An 18,688-nucleotide genomic window follows, 5' to 3' on the forward strand; every position below is an offset into this window, starting at 1 on the left:
CCTTAACACCTCGTTTGCATTAGCCTACCGCCATAACGCTTAAAATGAGAAAGAGATCTTACATGAAAAGCACCGCGTATATTTTTGATGCAGTCCGTACCCCTCGTAGCAAGGGGCGAATGAAAGACGGTTCGTTAGCGGAGGTGAAACCGCTGGATTTAGGCGCAACTTTACTTAACACGCTTAAGCGTCGTCATGAGCTTGATACTGCCTATGTTGATGATGTGTTGTTTGGATGTGTTACACCGATAGGTGAGCAAGGCAGTGATGTGGGTAAGGCGATTCCTATGCACGCAGGTTGGGATGAATCCGTTGCTGGTGTGCAATTGGATAGATTCTGTGGTTCAGGGTTAGAAGCAACCAATCTTGCGGCCCAAAAAGTGATGTCGGGTTGGTCCAATTTAGTGGTTGCAGGTGGTGTGGAATCCATGTCGCGTGTTCCAATGGGCAGTAATGGTGGTGCGCTATTTTTCGACCCTCAGTTCAAATTTGAACAGCTTTCTGTGCCACAAGGCATTGGTGCAGACTTAATCGCGACGCTTGATGGATATTCCCGAGAGGATGTGGACCAATACGCACTTGAGTCGCAACGTCGAGCTGCTTTTGCTCGTGATAGTGGCTACTTCGATAAATCCGTTGTACCAGTAAAAGACCTCAATGGTATGACCATTTTAGAAAAAGATGATTTCATTAAACCGAATACCACGTTAGAGATTTTATCTGGGTTAAATCCTGTTTTCGCGGCAATGGGAGCAAGTGGCTTAGACGATATGGCAGTGGCTCGTTACCCGCAAATTGAAGGAGTAAATCATGTCCACACTGCGGGGAATTCATCAGGTATTGTAGATGGTGCCGCAGCCATATTAATTGGTAATGAGCAGGCAAAAAATGACCTCGGTTTAACTCCCCGTGCGCGGATTATCGCGGGGGCGGTAACTGCCAATGACCCCGTTATTATGCTTACAGCCCCCGGTCCTGCCGCCCATAAATGCTTAAAAATTGCCGGTATGAATACTCGCGACATCGATTTGTGGGAAATTAACGAAGCGTTTGCTTCCGTTGCTATGCGTTACATGCGTGATTTAAATATCGGGCACGATATCACCAATGTAAACGGCGGCGCTATTGCGATGGGGCATCCTCTAGGGGCAACGGGGGCTATGTTAGTCAGTGTCATGTTGGATGAGCTAGAAAGACGCGACTTAGAGCGGGGCATGGTATCGCTGTGTATTGGCGGCGGCATGGGCATTTCCACTATTATTGAGCGCGTGTAAGGAGTCGGCAAATGGGACAATTTCATTATTCTAAAGACAATGCAGGTATCGTTACCCTAAGCATGGATATGTCGGGGGCGGTTAACGCCATGAACGCCGAGTTTATTGTCTTGATGCAAGAGGCGTTGGGCAAGCTCCAAGCAGAAACGGAGTTAACGGGAGTTGTAATTGCATCCGCTAAAACAACCTTTTTCGCAGGTGGAGACTTGCATTACATGTCGGGTATTAAGCAAGGGCAGGAAGCCGAAGCGTATACGTTTTTACAGAATATTAAACACCAGTTAAGACAACTTGAGCAGCTCTCTGTTCCCGTGGTTGCCGCCATTAACGGTGCTGCGTTAGGCGGTGGTTTTGAGTTGTGTTTAGCGTGCCATCATCGAATTGCCGCGCCCAATGCCGTGGTGGGGTTGCCTGAAGTGCAGCTTGGATTATTGCCCGGTGGCGGAGGGATTGTACGAAGTGTTAATTTGTTAGGTGTGCAAACTGCTCTGCCTCTGCTGTTAGAAGGCAAAAAGCAATCCGCTAAGTCGGCCCATAAGTTAGGTTTGATTGACGAGCTGATTGCTATTGAGGCAACGAAGCAGAATCAAGATGAAGTTAATCAGGCGTTAGTTGAGCAAGCTAAAGCATGGCTCAAAGAGAATGCAGATAAACCTCTAGCCGCGGTACAGCCGTGGGATTTAGACAAAAAACGTCATGGTCAGGTTCACCGCATTCCCGGTGGCGATATAAATCACCCAAAAAATGCCTTATTTATCACCGGCGCAAGTGCGCAAACCTTTCAAAAAACAAGAGGTTTACTGCCCGCACCTGAGCAAATTATCGATATGGTGGCAGAAGCTGCGCGTTTGCCATTTGACCGAGCACTTGTGGTGGAAAGCCGCAAACTTGCACATTTAATCACCACGCCGCAGGCCAAGAACATGATGCAGGCGTTCTTTTTCCAAATGAATACGGTGAAGCAAGGAACAAGTCGTCCCGATATAGCAACGCGGTTTAATGTGAAAAAACTCGGTATTGTTGGGGCTGGGATGATGGGACAGGGCATTGCCTATGCCGCAGCGAAGTCTGGCATACAATGTGTGTTAATGGATAATTCGTTGGAAAAAACCGAAGCCGGAAAAGCTTACAGTCAGCGAGCCATGCAAAAAGGCGTTGAGCGAGGCAAGGTCAGCGTTGAAGAAATGAGCGAATTGTTGGCGCGTATTACAACTACCGAAAACGCAGCGGATTTTGCGGATTGTGATTTGGTTATTGAAGCGGTGTTTGAAGACAAAGCACTAAAGCAGCGCATCACACAACAAATTCAACCGAGACTTTCAAAAGAGGCGGTGTGGGGTAGTAACACCTCGACGCTACCTATTGGTTTGTTGGCGCAAGCAAGCGACCGTCCTGAGAATTTTATCGGGATCCACTTTTTTTCACCTGCCGACAAAATGCCGCTGGTTGAACTGATTTGTAGCGACAATTCCAGCGATGAAACCTTGGCCAAAGCCTTCGATTTTGTACAACAGTTGGGGAAAACCCCCATCGTGGTAAAAGACAAAGTCGGTTTTTATACGTCACGCACATTTGAAGCTCAGCTAACCGAAGCCTCGCAGTTAATTGCCGAAGGGGTGCATCCAGTGAAAGTCGATAACTTAGGTGTCGCCATTGGTATGCCTGTTGGACCGTTAACCATGATGGATGAGGTGAGCCTGAAATTGTTGTCTCATATTCGAGATACTCAAATCTCGTTAGGCTTACGCCAAGCGGAAAATGAGGCAATGCCAGACGCATGGAAAGTGAATGCGTTTGTTAGCGAGCATCATGCTCGAGGAGGAAAACATTATGGTGGCGGTTTTTACGACTATACCGACCAAGGAAAGCGTATTTGGCAAGGCGTTGTGCAGGAATATTATAATGCCAGCGTAGCGATACCCGATCAGGATATTAAGGACAGGTTGTTGTTCCGCAACGTGATTGAAGCCTTAAAATGTTTGCAAGAAGGTGTAGTGAGTAGTGTTGCAGATGCCAACATTGGCGCCATTCTAGGTATTGGCGCACCGGTATGGACAGGCGGTTATATTCAATTTGTGAACACTTATGGTTTAGGTCGTTTCATAGAGCGTTGTCAGCAATTGGCGCATGCTTATGGTAATCGTTTTCAGGTGCCAGACATCGTGCTCCAGTACCATCAGGAAGAGCGTGAATTTCTATAAGGTTCTAAAGCAGGCTCGTGGCCGCAGGAAAGCGGTTGCGGTGTCTTTAGGCATCATGCTCGGTGAGCAAGATTAGTGAGCTTTGGCGTGGTTAATTTCACGCTAAACGCTCGCTTGCTATCATGCGGTAAAGGTCTAATTAGCTCGGTGGATCAAGCTGACCCGCAATGGAGGTATTTATTCTAAACCAACCAGCAATGGAGAACCTATCTCGTGTTGCAGGTAACACCTCGTGAGGAAAATCTTCACTGAGAAAAGCGACGATAGTGCCATGTAATGGTGTGACTTTAATGCCTTCTCTATCGTGCTCGTCACGGTACAACACTAATTCCCCACCCGCATTCTGTTGCCAATCAGGGTTTAAATAAGTCACCAAAGATAATACGCGGTTCGCTTCCCCTTTAAATGCATCGTAATGGCGCTTATAAAAATCACCCGGAGCATAATGTGCAAAATGACTTTCGAAAGAGAACAAGCCCAAAAATAAGCGACGATTTAAAAACGATTGCAATGCTGAGGCCCATTTTAGCCATTCCTGCCCAGCTTCCGAGTCTCCAGTGATCCAACAAATTTCATCCGTACGGACAAAATCCGTTTTTAGATATTTATCACCACGGCCAATTCCAGCATTTTTAAACTGCGAATCATCCATATCATATTGGTGTTGCAATAAGGCATTGGCGAGTGTTTCTGGCAGCGCATTTGGCTTAATACTGTAGCCTTGATTGCGAAGGTCATTAGCAATTTGGTTGAAAAGCGCGTCGTTGGTGGAGTCGTTCCCGTTAGAAGCGTTAACAAACGGAATAGCGTTCAAGCTCGGTATCCTGTAGGTAAAAAGAGAAGGCGACAATATACTCCCGAATGGGCATGTCGGCGAGTTATTTTGCAGGTTTCAGCCTTCTCTTTTTGTTCTTTTTATCACTTATATTTATTTAGCGATTTAGCTTTTTTTGCAGTTTTCTCATCAAAGCATCGATCTCTTCCTGACGACCACTATCAGCAAGTGGACGCGTAGGACGAGGTGCAGCGGCTTTTGCCATCATCAAGTGCTTTTTCGCTGCTTGATATTCGCCATCGTTGTATAAGAATTCGCCGTAGAAGTAATTAGGGTCAATGCCATTTGGATTGATTTCTAACGCTTTTTTCAGCATTTTCTCTGCTTTTTTATCGCTACCAAAACCAATTGGCCAACCTGGCACTTTGTGAAACAGTGTGCCTAAACTGGTATAGGCAGAGCCGTTGAGGGCTTGCGGGTCGAGTTCCAGTGCTTTTTCTAAAGCTTTTTTGGCTTCTTTTGCATAACCAAGCGCGCCTAATCCACCTTTTACCCCTGCAAATGTTGACTTGCTAATACCTAACCAAATCCAGTATTCGGCGTTTTCCGGTGATTGTTGAGTTAAGTTTTCAGCATCTGCAATTAGTTTCTCAAATGCGGCGATTTTTTCTTTTTCATCTTCAAGCTGATAGTTTGCTTGTGCCCAACGATGTTGAATATCGAGTAACGATGAATTCGCGCTCATGTCTTCTGCGAAGCTGGCGCCAGTGAATAAGCTTAACGTTAAGGCTGCGGTTGCGAGTAATTTCATGAGTTGGCCTCCAAAGGGATTTTGCTTGCGAATTTTTTAATAATGGGGAGCTTTTTCAATAAGGCGTTATCCACCAAATTCGGGAAAGCCCCGTTTATTTTCACAAAGAGTTTTTCAGGCCAACCCACAAACACTCTGAGTTTGCCTGATTCGAGTTGTTGAATTAATGCTTGCGCGACAACATCGGGTGAGTCGACCTGATTTCCCAAAGCTTGGTTCATTTCATCGACGGTGGCGCTATTAATGCTGGTGGATGTTGTCCTTGGGGCAAGGTACAACACGTTAACCGAGCTATCGGCTAATTCACGTTGCAGTGCTTCGGTAAATCCACGCAACCCAAATTTGCTTGCACAATAGGTTGAAAAGCAGGGAAAACCAATGCTGCCAAAGGTTGAACCTACGTTAATAATGCTAGCTTTATCGCGGCGCTTTAGGCTGGGTAAAACGCCTTGAATCAGTTGAATAGGACTGTTCAAATTAATGTTGAGTAACGTTTCTAAGTTGTCGCCAGTGACGTTTTCAATAGGGTTGAACCCTGCTACACCAGCGTTATTAATTAGCATGGTGACATCGTCTCGCGCATTTAGCTCAGCAATCACCATCTCGCGTTGTGCTTTGTCGGAAAGGTCTGCCGCAAGGTATTCGTGAGTGCCCGGTAGTTTGGCGCAAAGCGCACGCAACTGGGATTCATTGCGTCCGTTTAAAATGAGCTTTGCGCCTTTATTGACTAAGGCATGAGCGATAGCCTGACCAATGCCGCCAGAAGCTCCGGTTAAAAAGCATATTTGTTGATTCCACTGCATTATATTAAGCCTGCCTTGTGTTGCATGGGAGAGAAGCGGGTTATGCCGCGCTCGCTAACCCATGCTCTGCGGTTAATTCATGGAAAATGTTGCCGTATAAACGGAAGAACACTTTGGCGCTGTGTATGATTAAATCTTGCTCTTTCTCATCGGTGATTTGATTCATCAAATTTTCAAAAAACACAATGTGCTCCTGATCTAGTGCGCCGTGTGAGCGCAAGTAAGAAAAGGCTTTTGCGGGTACTCTGGTGTTGTCATTAATGCTGCTTGCGGCAGCATCGGCCATTTCAATACTGGTGCCTTCCAACACGAATACCATGCCAAAGAAGCAAAGCGGATTGATACGATGCACAGAGTCGTAGGCGTAGCTAACCATTAGCTCAGTGGCGATAGCTGGTTGGCTATGGCGCGCTTGCTCTTTATCAAATCCACAAGCGGCAATGTCGTTTAGCACCCATTCTTGGTGGCCTTTTTCTTCATCAATATATTCGGCGACTGCATCGCGCAGCCATTCTTTTTCAAATGGAATACGAGCGCCCACAGCCATTAACAACGGTACTGTGTGCTTAACGTGGTGGAATGCTTGCTGCAAAAACGCAACATAGTCATTTACATTAATGTTGCCTTGAAAACAGCGCTTAATAATTGGCGCTGACAATAAGTAGGCTTTTTCATTTTGAGTTTCGTTCACTAAACGGGAATATAGGCTCATGATTCGACATCCTATTTGGGTCAATGAGAATTGGAATAAAGGGAATCGATTTGCGATTCAAAATGCGCCAAAATGGCTGGTCTTTTCGGACGGAAGTTATCCGTGACTAAGCCCGTTTCAGGGGTGAGTCCAGTGCCTAAATTTAGCCAATACTTCACTTGCGCGTAGTCGGGTAGTTGTTGATTAATATGAGTGATGACGCGTTGAATTTCCGCGTCGCTTGCTGCTGGGTTGATTGGCGTGACTAAGGCAACCAATGCAGGTTTACCATCGCCAAAAACAAAAGCCTGTTTGAATTGTCCCGATGCCATTAACACCGACTCTGGCCATTCTGGGGCAATGTTTCGACCGAAGGAGTTAATTAACAAGTTTTTACGACGACCTTCGATCACTAAGTCGTCGCCTTCCCAACGTGCTAAGTCGCCGGTGTTAACTTTGGTTGGATACCAAGATGCTTCGTCACCTAAGTAACCTAAGAAGGTGTTGCCTGTAACGACTACTTCGTTGTTTTCAATGTCAACATTGACGTGATCTAGTGGCTTGCCAACGCTAAGAGGGTTGTTATGTGCAGGCGAATTTAACGCCACGACGGATGCACATTCCGATAAGCCATAACCTTGAAAAACCGGTAAGCCGCATTGTTGTGCGAGGTTTAATAGGTTGGAGTCAACTCGACTGCCGCCTACGGCAATAAAGTTCAATGATTTAGGAGGCTGCCAGCCTTGACGACACGCACCCACTAGAATCAGTAGTAATTCGGGTACTAAGTTGATGGCATTAGGCTCAAAATGGCTTAACAACGTCAACATGTTGTCTGGATTGGTTAATCGGCTGCCTTCAAAACCTCGTGAGGCTTCATCTGCCAGCACAACATGACCATTTGCCAATAAGGTGCCGTAAATGCCCGCCACGTTTTCTAACAAGGTCGGGAGTGGCAAAAGGCTTAAAAATGTGGGGGCTGTTAAGCCCACTCGTTGGCTAATGGCTCGAGCGACATTTAATTGTTGTTCCGTGCTTAAACATACGCCTTTTGGGGTTCCTGTTGAGCCTGATGTGAAGGTGATCTTTTGTGTCCCTTCGGGGGCATTGGCTCGACCTGTTACCGCGCGTTTAAGCGGCGATGTTTGCGCCGAAATAATCCACTCAACTTGGCTCTGCTCAAGCACATGTTGTTTTTGTGCGTCAGAAAAATACGCTGGTAAAGGGGTACAAAGTGTGCCAGTTTGCAGGCAAGCTAAATCGAAAGCCACCCATTCAATAGTGTTATCTAGCGCTAAAGCAACGGATTTAGCGTCGACTTCTTTTAGCCACTTAGCGCGAGATTGCACCAAGTCATAAAATGCGCGATAGCTGATTTCCAGCGTTTTCCCGGAGGCACTCACTTCGGTGAAAGCGGTTTTGTTGTTGTTAACCCATGATTGCATTGGAAACATTACGCAAGCACCTCTTTGAGTTGTTGGTGATTGGCAAAAATTTGCAAGCTCAATGTATGACGTAATGACTTCAAAGCTGGCGTTTGTTCAATGGCGTTCACGGCATCGGCAATATCCAATACCATTACCTGAGGGTTCTCTTTGTAGTAGTTTCCCCACTTGTCCGGGCCGCTTTTTACTGCGGTTTCGCTCGCTTGGCATAATGCAGTGAGTGGAATGCCAAACTTATCGAAAATGCGAATCACGTTTGGAACGCCGGTGAATGCAATGTGCGTTTTGTCGCATAGGGCAAGCGTTAACACGGTGCAAAGTAACAATTGCTGAGTGAAGCGGCTAGATGTGCTGTGTAAGTTGCCAATTTCCACAATCTGGTGACGCGCGGCGACAATGCCTTTTTCCTGAAGTGCTAACTCAAGTTCGGATTTAGCGGCAACGTTAGGCAGTGTTGATGGATTATGTTGGGAGGGTAAATATTGCTCTAGAAACAATGTTTCTTTGGCACTTCTTACGCCCAACGCGGTTTTTATTTTGCCGAATTTCAAATAGAACAAATTCGGCAAAAATGAGTGAATTTCTGCACTGTGGGCGCGTTTAAAGCCAGCTTGGATAAAGTTTTCAACTTCTTCTCGCAGCGGGTGATTTTTACCGGCAACACCTAAGAGCACCGGTTCGATATTCTCGTTAGTCGGTACTTTTACTCTGTCATTAGACAAGGTGTTAACGTGGTAATGTAAAGCTGCATCAAACATGTGAAGTTCACTCGGTATCAGTTGATGTTAGCTAGAATAGTGAAGACTTCTTAAGTAAATCTTAGGGGAGATAAATATGTGTAAAAAGCGTGGAGAAAAGAGAGGTGGAGTTTATAAAATCTTTTATAAACAATAAGTTATTAATTTATAAAAAGGGGTAGTGTGAAATGATTCCTTCTACCCCTGTTGTTTATTTACGCAATATGCGGCATTGATTATCTTAATACTTAAGCTAATACGCCTCGTTCCATTTGGTCGATTTCAACCGCTTCGAATAAGGTTTTAACGTTTCCTTCACCAAAGCCATTGTTACCTTTGCGCTGAATAAACTCAAAGAAGATAGGACCAATCATAGTATCGGTGAAAATTTGCAGGAGTATTTTGTCCTGATTCATTTTGTCGTTATCAATCAAAATGTGGTTTTTACGCATTCTTTCTAGGTCTTCACCATGATGCTTAATACGTTTGTCGATTAAGTTGTAGTAAGTGTCAGGTGTTGTCATAAAGCGCACTTGGCTATGCTTGCGGCTTTCAATGGCGTGGTAAATATCGGTAGTATCAAAGGCGATGTGTTGAACACCCGGACCATTGTTCACTTTGATGTATTCAGAAATCTGTGAACCATCTTCAAAGTCTTCGTTAAGCACTACCCGAATGTTGCCACATTCCGAGCCGAGTGGATTACAACGGAAAGAGGTCTTTTTGCCATCGATAATGAAGTTCGATGTTTCTTTCAAATTAAGCACAACTTCGTAGAAGTAACGCCATTTTTCTAACTGACCTTTTTTCACATTAATCGCAATGTGATCGATGGATTTGATAGTGGCGCCCTCTTGAGGTTGGTTTGGCGTGTAGTCAAACTCCTCTTGCATCATTGCCGTCCACTGCTCAGGACTAAACGCATACGTGAGCACACCACCTTCACCTTGAATAGAAGGCATACTCAAGCCCGATAACGAATTAACGGAATTTTGAGTTTGGTAGCCTGTGTATAGAGCCGTTTCGAGTACCTTTTCAGGTTCATTTAACACCAATCCTACACCTAAAATGGAAGAGCCATGAGACTCAAAGTGCTTTTTGGCATACTCTTGCATCTCACAGTTCACCACAAGTGCCACGTGGTTCGCTTCAAATAAGTAGATTTTTTTGAAACGATGTGAAGCAACTAAATTTACGCCAAGCTGCTCCATCGTGTGACGGATGCTTTCAAAATCGTCAGTGATAAATTCAATAAATTGAATGTACTGCTGCGTTGTTGATGTCATGTCTAAGTTTCCCGTCCCCAATTGGGGTAATGTATTGGATATTAAATTGATGTCAGTTTGTTCATGCCCTTGGAAGATCAAACAAGATGGCTTCAACATCTTGCTCACCATGAAGGGTTGTTTGTTGCTGTTCGATTATGATGCCGGCATCTCCCCCAAGTAGACGTTGCGATTCTAGTGAGGCGTCGCCTTTCACAATGTGGAAATAAGCGATGCGTTCAGGATCAAGCGTGATTGTTTGAGAGGTGCCCGCAGAAAGTCGGATAAGGTGCAAATTGACATCCTGATTGATAAAAAGGGCATTGCTATGGGCTTGTCCAGAAGCGACTAATGTCATGCCTTGTGTATCCTCAATGGATTTTTTCTCATAACGCGGTTCAAGGTTTCGCGCGTTGGGTAAAATCCAAATTTGCAGGAAGTGCAACGGGGCAACATTTGAATCATTGTATTCACTGTGCGATATGCCCGTACCTGCGGTCATCACTTGGAATTGACCGGCGGACAACACAGCTTCATGCCCATCACTGTCTTTATGGCGAATACTACCTTCGATCACGTAACTGATAATTTCCATGTCGCGGTGTCCGTGTGTTGGGAAACCGGCACCCGGCGCGACAGTATCGTCATTAATAACGCGTAAAACCGACACTCCCATATTGCGAGGGTCGTAATAACCTGCAAATGAAAAAGAGTGGTAACTTTTAAGCCAACCATATTGGCTGAGACCTCGTTTTTCGCCTGAACGGGTAATGAGCATGAATACTGACCTTTAATCAAAGCGGTTGTGAGGCGCGTCGAAATTTAATTCCGGGCCTTTTGGAACAACGCGAGTTGGATTAATCATGTCGTGGCTGTAGTAATAGTGCTCTTTGATATGCTCAATACTGACGGTTTCTGCTACGCCCGGATGTTGGTACAACGCTCGTGTATAATTCGATAGGTTGGGGTAGTCCTCAATGCGTTTCTTATTGGTTTTAAAGTGACCAACATAAACGGCATCAAAACGGACCAGCGTGGTAAATAAACGCCAATCGGCTTCGGTTAGAGTGTCGCCAACAAGCCATTGATTTTTACCAAGTCGGGATTCGAGCTCGTCGAGAGCAGAGAATAGGCGTCTGAATTCTTCTTCATAAACGTCTTGCGTCGTTGAGAACCCCGTTTTATACACGCCATTGTTTACGTTGTGATAAACAAAATCATTGATGCTATCAATATCCGCGCGCAATGCTTCTGGATAAAAGTCGGTTTGATCGCCTGTCACATCATTAAAGGCGCTGTTAAACATGCGAATGATGTCGGCAGATTCGTTGCTGACAATGGTTTCATTCTTTTTGTCCCAAAGGATGGGAACCGTTACCCGACCGCTGTATTCGGAATGTGCCTTTTGATAAAGCTGATAGGTGAATTCGAAGCCATACAAGGGCTCTTCTTGTGCGCCCGGAACATGGATACCGTTGAACTTGTCCGCAGGACGCTTAAATTCCCAGCCATTTTCTAGCATATGCGCTTCCACAACGGTGATGGGAATGAAGGATTCTAGCTTTTTCAATTTGCGGAAAATTAATGTTCTATGGGCCCAAGGACACGCTAAAGATACATATAAATGGTAGCGGTCAGCCTCGGCTTTAAAACCCGATTGCCCTGTAGGACCTGCACTGCCATCCGGCGTTATCCAGTTTCTGAAACGGCTGATATCGCGCTCAAAACGACCACCAGTAGAATCGGTGTCGTACCACTTATCAACCCATTTGCCTTCGACTAATAAACCCATATGCTTCGCTCTTTTTTACTCTGAAATTGAAAGTTAGATTAAGATAAATTTTTACCTATCCTTCACAAAATCGAAATGGAGTATAATACCTTTCGCATAAAAAATTAACCATTTAATTGTTCTTGGATAGATGTGAACTGACTATAAAGATTTTTAAAATAGTAAAATAGTGGATTAATTTGGCAGTATTGTTCGTTTTAGTAGAATAGTTTGTGCAGCGTAAAGTGTGATGATTACTTGATTTTTATGGTGTTGGTTTAGTTGTGGAGAAAAACAACATATCGAAAAATACGTACGTCTAATTGAATTAACTAATTAGGAGTATTAATATTCCCATTCAAGTGCAAGCCTTAGGGTGTGATCTTTGTCATTGCCATTTAAGCCAGTGATAAAGCCTAGTTCCCACTTCAATTGCTTTTGTTTTTCATAGCGGTATAAGCCTGTGATGGCGGGGCCAATGCCAACAAAGCCTTTGCCCACATATATTTCAATGGCAGGTTGAATGGCCGGTTTCCAACGATAGCGATAGTTCACTCTTAGCTCGGTTTCGAATTCATTTTCTATGCTGCTTCCCCATTCATATTCAGCGAAAACGTTTGCCGTTAGGCTAGTACGACCGAATTCTTTCTCGAAAAGTAATGCAGCGGATGCTTCCCAGTTACTTTCTTCATGCTCTTTCTCAACCTCAAACAGCATGCCCCAATCTGCCCAGTATTTACCTTGTTCTGTTAGCATCCAACGTGCTTCTACTTCGTAACCTTCCAAATCAAAGTTTTCTTTATCATCGCGCTCACCAATTAAATAAACTTCAATGGATAAATCTTCACGCACGGCATAGCCATAACCCAATCGTTGCATGAGTACATTACCTGAATCTAACTGACGCGAAACCAGTCGCCATTCCAACTCTCTTTCGTTTGGCAGCACATACGGGTGATACACTTTATCGACGATGGCATCGTCGGCTAATGCGGGAAAACCTATTGCTAGCATAATTGCAGCAAGGGAGATCAGGCGAAGCAAAATCATAAGGTGCGACTCCTATATTGATACAACATGTGCCACAAGGTTGGAATGGCAATCCAAAGGACAAATAGCCCAAGATAGAAAGCAGAAGGCGCTTCCTTATAACCGATGAGAGCAGTGAGTAGGTGTCCAAGCTCTGAACGTTCCGAAACTAGCCACTGGGTGTCCCAAATCGGGGTATTAATGGAAACCCAGCCAACTTGTTCTAAATACAAGATGATTTGGTTCATCTGCCCAGCAACATGGAAGGTTAAGAGTGCTTTGGCGGCATAAGGCTGTATGTGGGTTAGCCATTGTGCGATGTAGTACAGAATGACTGCAACGCAGAGGCTTATACCAATTCCAAGTAACGTGCCTAATATCATGATATTGCCCTCACCTCGAGACCAATAACTGTATAAATAGGTATATAGGCTTGAGCCGTTTAGTGCGATGCTAATGCTGATGAGTGAGAGCACTAAAGCAAATTCATACCATTGTGGAGAGGCTTGACGACTCACAAGGTGTAAACAGGCAATACCGTAGAAGACAAGTAAAATGGCGCTAAAGAGAATTTCATTACCGGTCCCTGCCCACCAATCTGCTGTTGTCACCACAAGTTGCATCAAAATGATGGAAAACACAGCGCCAAGAATGCTGCTAACAGTTAATAGTAGAGGCTGATTTAACGGCGATTTAGCCGTATTTAACAGTAACGCGATTAATACGAAGGTAGGCAAAGCGTCGCGTAGAAGTAGAACAACCGTGTTAATTAACATGGGATTCTCCTTTTTGAACGTCTTCCTTTGGCATTGCTTCCGGCGCGACAACAATGAGCTTTCCGCGTGCGGTATTTGGGTTATATTCACCGAAATAGTGGTATTCACCGGGTTTTAGTGGGCCAACATAGATTGTGGCGCTACGTTTTCCAAAGATAACCTTTTCGCGATTGAGATCGAAACTATCGAATTCCTCGGGCTCGTTGTCTTGATTATCAATAACCAGACGAAATTTCACATTTGCAGGTACCTGCATTTCTGTGGGGTAAAACAGGTTATTTTTAATGGTTAGCCTGAATTCTGGAATGGCAGCAAAAACAGGCGTGCTCAAGTAGAGCAAAACTTGAAGTAAATAGAGGCGTTGCGACTTGCGCGTCATGCAGCATCCTCCTTGGGTATCGGAAAATCGAGTATGACCTGTAAGCCGCCAAGCGTTTGAGAGCGGTTTAAGGTGATTGCAGCATGATGTAGATCGGCAATTTGTTTGACGATGGCTAAACCCAAACCACACCCTTCTGTATTTGAGGTGTGTTGATCGCCGCCGACTCGATAAAATCGTTGAAAGACTTTCTCTCTTTCCGGTTCAGCGATGCCCGGACCGCTATCTTCTACTACTAAACGGACGGTATCCGTTGTTTGCATGATACTCAGTCGAATTTCGGCGTTATCGGGAATGTATTTATTGCAGTTGCTGATTAAATTAAAAACCAAAATGCTTAAAGCGGATTCGTCACCGATGACTTTCCATTCATCTCCATGAACCGACACGTGCTGGTTTTTTTGCGCCAATCGAGGATAGATGTCGCCAACTTGCTGTCGTAAAACGGCGGTCAGATTGACAGGTTTGAAGCGCAGCTGCAAGGTTTCTGGGTTGGTTCTATTTAGCATGAGAATTTGTTCAATTACGTGGCCCATCCGCTCCACGCCTTGCTCTAGCGCTTGAGTTTGTTGCAAATTCAAATTGGCTTCTTTCAACGCTTGCTCTAAGTTGTGTAAAGAAATTTTCAATACACTTAGTGGTGTACGTAATTCATGGGCTGCATCTGAGGCAAAGCGCCTTTCCCGGTTGAATGCAGCACCTAAACGGTTCAATAGTGAGTTTAACGTTTTAATGACTTGGTTGAGTTCAACGGGAGTGGTGCCAACATCTACCTGACTAAAGTCATCGGAGGCTTTTTTATCAAGTAAATTCGATAGGTTCTTCAGTGGGCGCAACCCGGCTTTAACTAATAAAAGCACTAGAATCGCAATAATTGGAATGCTAATGACCAGTGGTTGCATCGATACAATAATAAGCTGCTCTGCCACTTGAAAGCGATCTGCAATGGATTGTGCCACCAATATCCATTGTTGTTTTTCTGGATTATGATGCGCTAAAACGCGCCAACGTTTGCCGCTAAAATTTTGTTCGGTGAAACGGCCTTGGAATGCTGCAATAGCGGTTTGCGTGGTATTTTCGGTGCGAGAAACGAGTTGCTCATCTTGCCAAACTTGGAACGCAAAATGACTTTGATTGGGCACAGGTACTAAAGCAGAATCATGTCGCATAACGCTTAATGTTGCCGCGAGTGCTTCTAAATCTTGGTCGAATAAAGTGGTGGCTTGCAGCATGCTTTCCTTGTAACCACGAATAGCCGCTGAAAACGTAACCAGAGTAAAAATGGCAATGATGATAACGACCAAAAAGCGGGTAATCGAGGTCATGACTTTTGGATAGTGTACCCAACGCCGTGAATCGTTTTAATAAACCCTTCTGGCAGTTTACGTCTAAGGTGGTGAATGCGCACCTCGATGGCATTACTGGCGATCTCTTCCCCCCACTCATACACTCGTGATTCCAACTTGTCTTTTGAAACCACGCGACCGGCATTTTCCATCAAGGCACGCAAAACGATGTAATCCTTTTTTGAGAGCTCAACTTGTGTGTTATCAACCGATACACTGTGGGATGCGATATCTACGGTCACATTGCCTACGGAAATAATAGACTGCTCAGCGGTGCCAAGGCGTCGTTCAATTACGCGTAAGCGAGCAAGTAGCTCTTTCATGTCAAAGGGCTTAATAATGTAATCATCGGCCCCTGTATCTAATCCTCTTACCTTTTCGTCAATTGAATCACGTGCGGTTAATATAAGAACCGGTAAATGGCACTTTTTATCCCGAACACTTTTTAAAACCTGCATACCGTCCATATCGGGTAAACCCAAATCCAGAATAACCATATCGCAATCGCCAGCAGCAATACTGGTAATAGCGCTGCTCCCTTTAACCGCATGATTAATAATAAATCCTTCGCGGTTCAAAGATTGCTTTAGTCCTTCTGCAAGTTGCAGATCGTCTTCGACGAGGAGAATTCTCATTAGTTAACTCATAAGACTTTGTATATAAATAGATATTTCAAGAATACATTAAGTTCACGTTACTTGCCGGAAAATGCTGTTTCGGTTAAGCAAATAATGAGTTTAAATTATTAAGAATTCCTTAAGATTTATTCAGAACGAAGTGCTCTACGTAATATTTTACCTACAGTGGACTTTGGAAGTTCGTCCAAAATGATGACTTTTTTCGGGACTTTATATGCCGTTAGTTGTTCACGACAAAAAGCGATCATTTCTTCTTGGGAAATGGGTTGAGATACGGTTATATAGGCGCATACACGTTCACCTGTTTTATCATCTTGTTCTCCCACGACGGCGGCTTCAAGCACGTGTTGGTGTTGAGTGAGAACGTCCTCTACTTGGTTCGGGTACACATTAAAACCGGAAACAATGATCATGTCTTTTAATCGATCAACAATTTTTATTGCCCCGCTAGGTAAGCGTTTGCCAATGTCGCCTGTTTTGAACCAACCATCTGCCGTGAGCACCTTTTCGGTTTCCGTTGGCATTTTCCAATAGCCTCGCATTACCTGTGGTCCTCTGGCAACAAGTTGCCCTTCTTCGCCATCCGCAACGGCTTCATCATCGTCATTCCAAAACTGGATCTCGGTACCAATAAGGGGAAATCCTACAGAACCAATTTCTTCTTTTCCGGGGAAGTTAAACGTTAATACAGGAGAGGTTTCGGATAATCCGTAAGCTTCGGAAATCGTACAACCGGTGACTTTTCGCCATAGCTCGGCGGTAGCGCTGGTTAATGTTGAGCCTCCCGAAATGGTGAGTTTTAAATGGGAAAAATCTAATTTGGGGAATTCAGGATGTTGGCATAACCCCACAAACAAGGTGTTGATGCCCGCAAAGCCAGTAAATTTAACGTTACTCATGGCAACAATAAAACTGTCTAGATCACGAGGATTTGGAATCAGTACCGTATGATTGCCCATGCTGGCTTCTGTGATGACATTCACCATAAAGGCGTAAATATGGTAAAGCGGTAGAGGGCAGATATACGTTTCTCGGCCTTGCTGGCAATGTTCGCCAAAGCGATCAATTAACTGCACCGCATTGCTTAACATGTTGCGATGATCAAGCGCGGCACCTTTCGATACGCCTGTTGTTCCACCTGTGTACTGTAATAAGCAAATATCATCCATTCCGGCGTTTCTGGGGGCAAGCGTTTGACCTTGCCCATCCAGTAATGCCTGAGTAAACGAAATACTGCTGCTAGTTGCATTTATAGGTGCCACTTTTGGAGCCGTTTTTGAGTCGTCCAATAGTTCCCCGACATGGGTTACAACAACGGTATCAATATCGGTGTCGTCAATAATTTGCGTTAATTTGGAGACATGTTCATCCAAAATAATCACTGCTTTAACCCCTGCATTTTTAAACTGATGCTGCATTTCTGAGGGGGTGTAAAGCGGGTTTGTATTGACAATAACCATATCTGCCCGCAGCACAGCATAAGCCGCTATGGGATACTGCAATAAGTTGGGAAGTTGTATGGCAACTCTATCGCCAGCTTGTAAACCCGAATGGTGTTGCAGCCAGCAGGCAAGTGAATGCGACTGTTTATCAATATCGGCATAACTTAAGCTGGTTCCCAAACATGTGTAGGCAGGTAATGTAGCAAACTTCTGAAAGCTGTCTTCAAGTAGGTCAGCAAGGTTATTCACTCCCTCAGGCGTGACGACTTTGGTATGCGTAATAGCAGTAGAGTTATCCAACATGTTTGGCGTGTCCTTCAGTGTTTTATGGCTAAGTAATCAACAATAATAAGAAGTGTTAAACAAATGTAAATATTTTAATGAGTTACCTGTACCAAGGTTGGGTTTACGCCTACCAACGAAGGCAAATAAAGTGCAAATGCGATAGGTGGATAATTGATTAAATTTTAACTGTACAAATAAACAGTGTGTGTTATGGTTTCACTATTGCGACTGCTATCTGTAGTCGGTAGGTACAGCTAAAACGAATCTGGGAGCATAATTATGGCGGTGATTACCAAATATGTGGTTGAACACAAAGGAGTTGAGAAATTGGTAACAACGGATAAAAAAGAAGCAGATAAGTACGACAAAATGTTGGAAGTGGCCGACAATCTAGCTGAATTTATTGAGGCAAAAGGCATTTCTCTCGAAGAAAAGGTTATGGAACAATTGTCCGTTATGTTGTCTAAGAATAAGGATAACGTGGCTAAGTTGTATAAAGGGGCAGATGTAGCTTCTGTGCTAAAAGATGACGAAGCTGAAGTGGTTGAGCTAGAAAAGGTCAAATCCGCTAGGTAGCGTTATTTTTATCATTTCATGTTTGCTTTTCTGACCTGAATCAAATTATGAATGGTTGAGGTTGGTTACACTGTTTTTAAGCTAAGAGTTGGAGGTTACTCATCAACTCAAGCAGACCCCGTTAATAGAAATACAGTGTAAGGAGGCAGGAAATGCCAGTAACTAACCATAGTCTTGCGAATGAACTTCCAGAATTTAAGACGCAAATTCATAATTTGAAAATGACTGATAACCACTTTAGTCGTCTTCATGATGAATATGGCGAGGTCGATCACGAAATTCATCGCATTGAAAGTGGCGTAGAGAATACATCCGATGAATACTTAGAAGAGCTCAAGAAAAAGCGTTTATTTTTAAAAGATTCACTTTACGAGATGTTAAAAAAAGAAGCTGGTGGAGCTGCATAGTTTGCTCACTATAGCAATAAGCCGTTTGTACCGACTT

General features: G+C 44.3%; 19 protein-coding genes. 4 read left to right on the plus strand and 15 right to left on the minus strand.

The window, feature by feature from the left end; translation table 11 throughout:
* Window positions 1–62 precede the first annotated feature (62 nt).
* Together HJG39_RS08905 and HJG39_RS08910 are read left to right on the plus strand one after the other, a co-directional pair.
* A complete protein-coding gene (locus HJG39_RS08905) occupies window positions 63–1,274 on the plus strand; it encodes an acetyl-CoA C-acetyltransferase (protein ID WP_268408584.1) in 1,212 nt (403 codons plus the stop codon).
* Window positions 1,275–1,285: 11 nt separating this feature from the next.
* On the plus strand, window positions 1,286–3,475 hold the full coding sequence (locus tag HJG39_RS08910; RefSeq protein WP_268408585.1) for a 3-hydroxyacyl-CoA dehydrogenase NAD-binding domain-containing protein: 2,190 nt from the start codon (window positions 1,286–1,288) through the stop codon (window positions 3,473–3,475).
* 139 nt (window positions 3,476–3,614) lie between these two features.
* Here the strand turns inward: HJG39_RS08910 and HJG39_RS08915 are convergent, their stop codons facing one another.
* From HJG39_RS08915 to HJG39_RS08985, 15 genes are all read right to left on the minus strand, one after another.
* Window positions 3,615–4,289 (minus strand): 2OG-Fe(II) oxygenase, encoded by a 675-nt coding sequence (locus HJG39_RS08915; protein WP_268408586.1) that lies wholly within the window; start codon window positions 4,287–4,289, stop codon window positions 3,615–3,617.
* Between the two features lie 118 nt (window positions 4,290–4,407).
* A complete protein-coding gene (locus tag HJG39_RS08920) occupies window positions 4,408–5,061 on the minus strand; it encodes a tetratricopeptide repeat protein (RefSeq protein WP_268408588.1) in 654 nt (217 codons plus the stop codon).
* Window positions 5,058–5,864: an SDR family oxidoreductase gene (locus tag HJG39_RS08925; protein WP_268408589.1), complete on the minus strand. Its 807-nt coding sequence runs from the start codon at window positions 5,862–5,864 to the stop codon at window positions 5,058–5,060. Before HJG39_RS08925 ends, HJG39_RS08920 begins: the two co-directional genes overlap by 4 nt.
* Before the next feature lie 40 nt (window positions 5,865–5,904).
* The gene (locus HJG39_RS08930; RefSeq protein WP_442781016.1) at window positions 5,905–6,576 is read right to left on the minus strand and encodes a TenA family transcriptional regulator; all 672 of its coding nucleotides are present in this window, start codon (window positions 6,574–6,576) and stop codon (window positions 5,905–5,907) included.
* Between the two features lie 20 nt (window positions 6,577–6,596).
* The gene (locus tag HJG39_RS08935) at window positions 6,597–8,009 is read right to left on the minus strand and encodes an AMP-binding protein (protein WP_268408590.1); all 1,413 of its coding nucleotides are present in this window, start codon (window positions 8,007–8,009) and stop codon (window positions 6,597–6,599) included.
* On the minus strand, window positions 8,009–8,758 hold the full coding sequence (locus HJG39_RS08940) for a thermostable hemolysin (RefSeq protein WP_268408591.1): 750 nt from the start codon (window positions 8,756–8,758) through the stop codon (window positions 8,009–8,011). The genes HJG39_RS08935 and HJG39_RS08940 overlap by 1 nt, the downstream gene beginning before the upstream one ends.
* A gap of 227 nt (window positions 8,759–8,985) precedes the next feature.
* A complete protein-coding gene (hppD, locus tag HJG39_RS08945) occupies window positions 8,986–10,122 on the minus strand; it encodes a 4-hydroxyphenylpyruvate dioxygenase (protein ID WP_268408593.1) in 1,137 nt (378 codons plus the stop codon).
* On the minus strand, window positions 10,085–10,780 hold the full coding sequence (locus HJG39_RS08950; RefSeq protein WP_268408594.1) for a pirin family protein: 696 nt from the start codon (window positions 10,778–10,780) through the stop codon (window positions 10,085–10,087). The genes hppD and HJG39_RS08950 overlap by 38 nt, the downstream gene beginning before the upstream one ends.
* Window positions 10,781–10,792: 12 nt before the next feature.
* Window positions 10,793–11,794 (minus strand): glutathione S-transferase family protein, encoded by a 1,002-nt coding sequence (locus HJG39_RS08955; protein ID WP_268408595.1) that lies wholly within the window; start codon window positions 11,792–11,794, stop codon window positions 10,793–10,795.
* A gap of 324 nt (window positions 11,795–12,118) precedes the next feature.
* On the minus strand, window positions 12,119–12,823 hold the full coding sequence (locus HJG39_RS08960) for a hypothetical protein (RefSeq protein WP_268408597.1): 705 nt from the start codon (window positions 12,821–12,823) through the stop codon (window positions 12,119–12,121).
* Window positions 12,820–13,578 carry a hypothetical protein gene (locus tag HJG39_RS08965; RefSeq protein WP_268408598.1) on the minus strand — a complete coding sequence of 253 codons (759 nt, stop codon included), beginning with the start codon at window positions 13,576–13,578 and terminating at the stop codon, window positions 12,820–12,822. The genes HJG39_RS08960 and HJG39_RS08965 overlap by 4 nt, the downstream gene beginning before the upstream one ends.
* Window positions 13,568–13,957, minus strand: coding sequence for a cupredoxin domain-containing protein (locus tag HJG39_RS08970; protein WP_268408600.1), 390 nt, complete (start codon window positions 13,955–13,957; stop codon window positions 13,568–13,570). Before HJG39_RS08970 ends, HJG39_RS08965 begins: the two co-directional genes overlap by 11 nt.
* Window positions 13,954–15,282, minus strand: coding sequence for a sensor histidine kinase (locus tag HJG39_RS08975; RefSeq protein ID WP_268408603.1), 1,329 nt, complete (start codon window positions 15,280–15,282; stop codon window positions 13,954–13,956). Before HJG39_RS08975 ends, HJG39_RS08970 begins: the two co-directional genes overlap by 4 nt.
* Window positions 15,279–15,938 (minus strand): response regulator, encoded by a 660-nt coding sequence (locus HJG39_RS08980; RefSeq protein WP_268408604.1) that lies wholly within the window; start codon window positions 15,936–15,938, stop codon window positions 15,279–15,281. Before HJG39_RS08980 ends, HJG39_RS08975 begins: the two co-directional genes overlap by 4 nt.
* 128 nt (window positions 15,939–16,066) lie before the next feature.
* Window positions 16,067–17,686, minus strand: coding sequence for an AMP-binding protein (locus HJG39_RS08985; protein ID WP_268408605.1), 1,620 nt, complete (start codon window positions 17,684–17,686; stop codon window positions 16,067–16,069).
* Window positions 17,687–17,947: 261 nt separating this feature from the next.
* Between HJG39_RS08985 and HJG39_RS08990 the strand changes: the two genes are divergently transcribed.
* Both HJG39_RS08990 and HJG39_RS08995 read left to right on the plus strand, forming a co-directional pair.
* Window positions 17,948–18,244, plus strand: coding sequence for a YebG family protein (locus tag HJG39_RS08990; protein WP_268408606.1), 297 nt, complete (start codon window positions 17,948–17,950; stop codon window positions 18,242–18,244).
* Window positions 18,245–18,396: 152 nt separating this feature from the next.
* Window positions 18,397–18,651 carry a YdcH family protein gene (locus tag HJG39_RS08995; protein ID WP_268408607.1) on the plus strand — a complete coding sequence of 85 codons (255 nt, stop codon included), beginning with the start codon at window positions 18,397–18,399 and terminating at the stop codon, window positions 18,649–18,651.
* The last annotated feature ends 37 nt before the right edge of the window (window positions 18,652–18,688 follow it).

The sequence above is a fragment of the Alteromonas sp. a30 genome (assembly GCF_026788005.1).
GTDB lineage: Bacteria > Pseudomonadota > Gammaproteobacteria > Enterobacterales > Alteromonadaceae > Paraneptunicella.

What these genes read in the sequence shown, in the direction of transcription:
- HJG39_RS08905 (WP_268408584.1), top strand. Translation starts at nt 63, where the DNA reads ATGAAAAGCACCGCGTATATTTTTGATGCAGTCCGTACCCCTCGTAGC.
- HJG39_RS08910 (WP_268408585.1), top strand. Translation starts at nt 1,286, where the DNA reads ATGGGACAATTTCATTATTCTAAAGACAATGCAGGTATCGTTACCCTA.
- HJG39_RS08920 (WP_268408588.1), bottom strand. Translation starts at nt 5,061, where the DNA reads ATGAAATTACTCGCAACCGCAGCCTTAACGTTAAGCTTATTCACTGGC.
- HJG39_RS08925 (WP_268408589.1), bottom strand. Translation starts at nt 5,864, where the DNA reads ATGCAGTGGAATCAACAAATATGCTTTTTAACCGGAGCTTCTGGCGGC.
- HJG39_RS08930 (WP_442781016.1), bottom strand. Translation starts at nt 6,576, where the DNA reads ATGAGCCTATATTCCCGTTTAGTGAACGAAACTCAAAATGAAAAAGCC.
- HJG39_RS08935 (WP_268408590.1), bottom strand. Translation starts at nt 8,009, where the DNA reads ATGTTTCCAATGCAATCATGGGTTAACAACAACAAAACCGCTTTCACC.
- HJG39_RS08940 (WP_268408591.1), bottom strand. Translation starts at nt 8,758, where the DNA reads ATGTTTGATGCAGCTTTACATTACCACGTTAACACCTTGTCTAATGAC.
- hppD (WP_268408593.1), bottom strand. Translation starts at nt 10,122, where the DNA reads ATGTTGAAGCCATCTTGTTTGATCTTCCAAGGGCATGAACAAACTGAC.
- HJG39_RS08950 (WP_268408594.1), bottom strand. Translation starts at nt 10,780, where the DNA reads ATGCTCATTACCCGTTCAGGCGAAAAACGAGGTCTCAGCCAATATGGT.
- HJG39_RS08955 (WP_268408595.1), bottom strand. Translation starts at nt 11,794, where the DNA reads ATGGGTTTATTAGTCGAAGGCAAATGGGTTGATAAGTGGTACGACACC.
- HJG39_RS08960 (WP_268408597.1), bottom strand. Translation starts at nt 12,823, where the DNA reads ATGATTTTGCTTCGCCTGATCTCCCTTGCTGCAATTATGCTAGCAATA.
- HJG39_RS08965 (WP_268408598.1), bottom strand. Translation starts at nt 13,578, where the DNA reads ATGTTAATTAACACGGTTGTTCTACTTCTACGCGACGCTTTGCCTACC.
- HJG39_RS08970 (WP_268408600.1), bottom strand. Translation starts at nt 13,957, where the DNA reads ATGACGCGCAAGTCGCAACGCCTCTATTTACTTCAAGTTTTGCTCTAC.
- HJG39_RS08975 (WP_268408603.1), bottom strand. Translation starts at nt 15,282, where the DNA reads ATGACCTCGATTACCCGCTTTTTGGTCGTTATCATCATTGCCATTTTT.
- HJG39_RS08980 (WP_268408604.1), bottom strand. Translation starts at nt 15,938, where the DNA reads ATGAGAATTCTCCTCGTCGAAGACGATCTGCAACTTGCAGAAGGACTA.
- HJG39_RS08985 (WP_268408605.1), bottom strand. Translation starts at nt 17,686, where the DNA reads ATGTTGGATAACTCTACTGCTATTACGCATACCAAAGTCGTCACGCCT.
- HJG39_RS08990 (WP_268408606.1), top strand. Translation starts at nt 17,948, where the DNA reads ATGGCGGTGATTACCAAATATGTGGTTGAACACAAAGGAGTTGAGAAA.
- HJG39_RS08995 (WP_268408607.1), top strand. Translation starts at nt 18,397, where the DNA reads ATGCCAGTAACTAACCATAGTCTTGCGAATGAACTTCCAGAATTTAAG.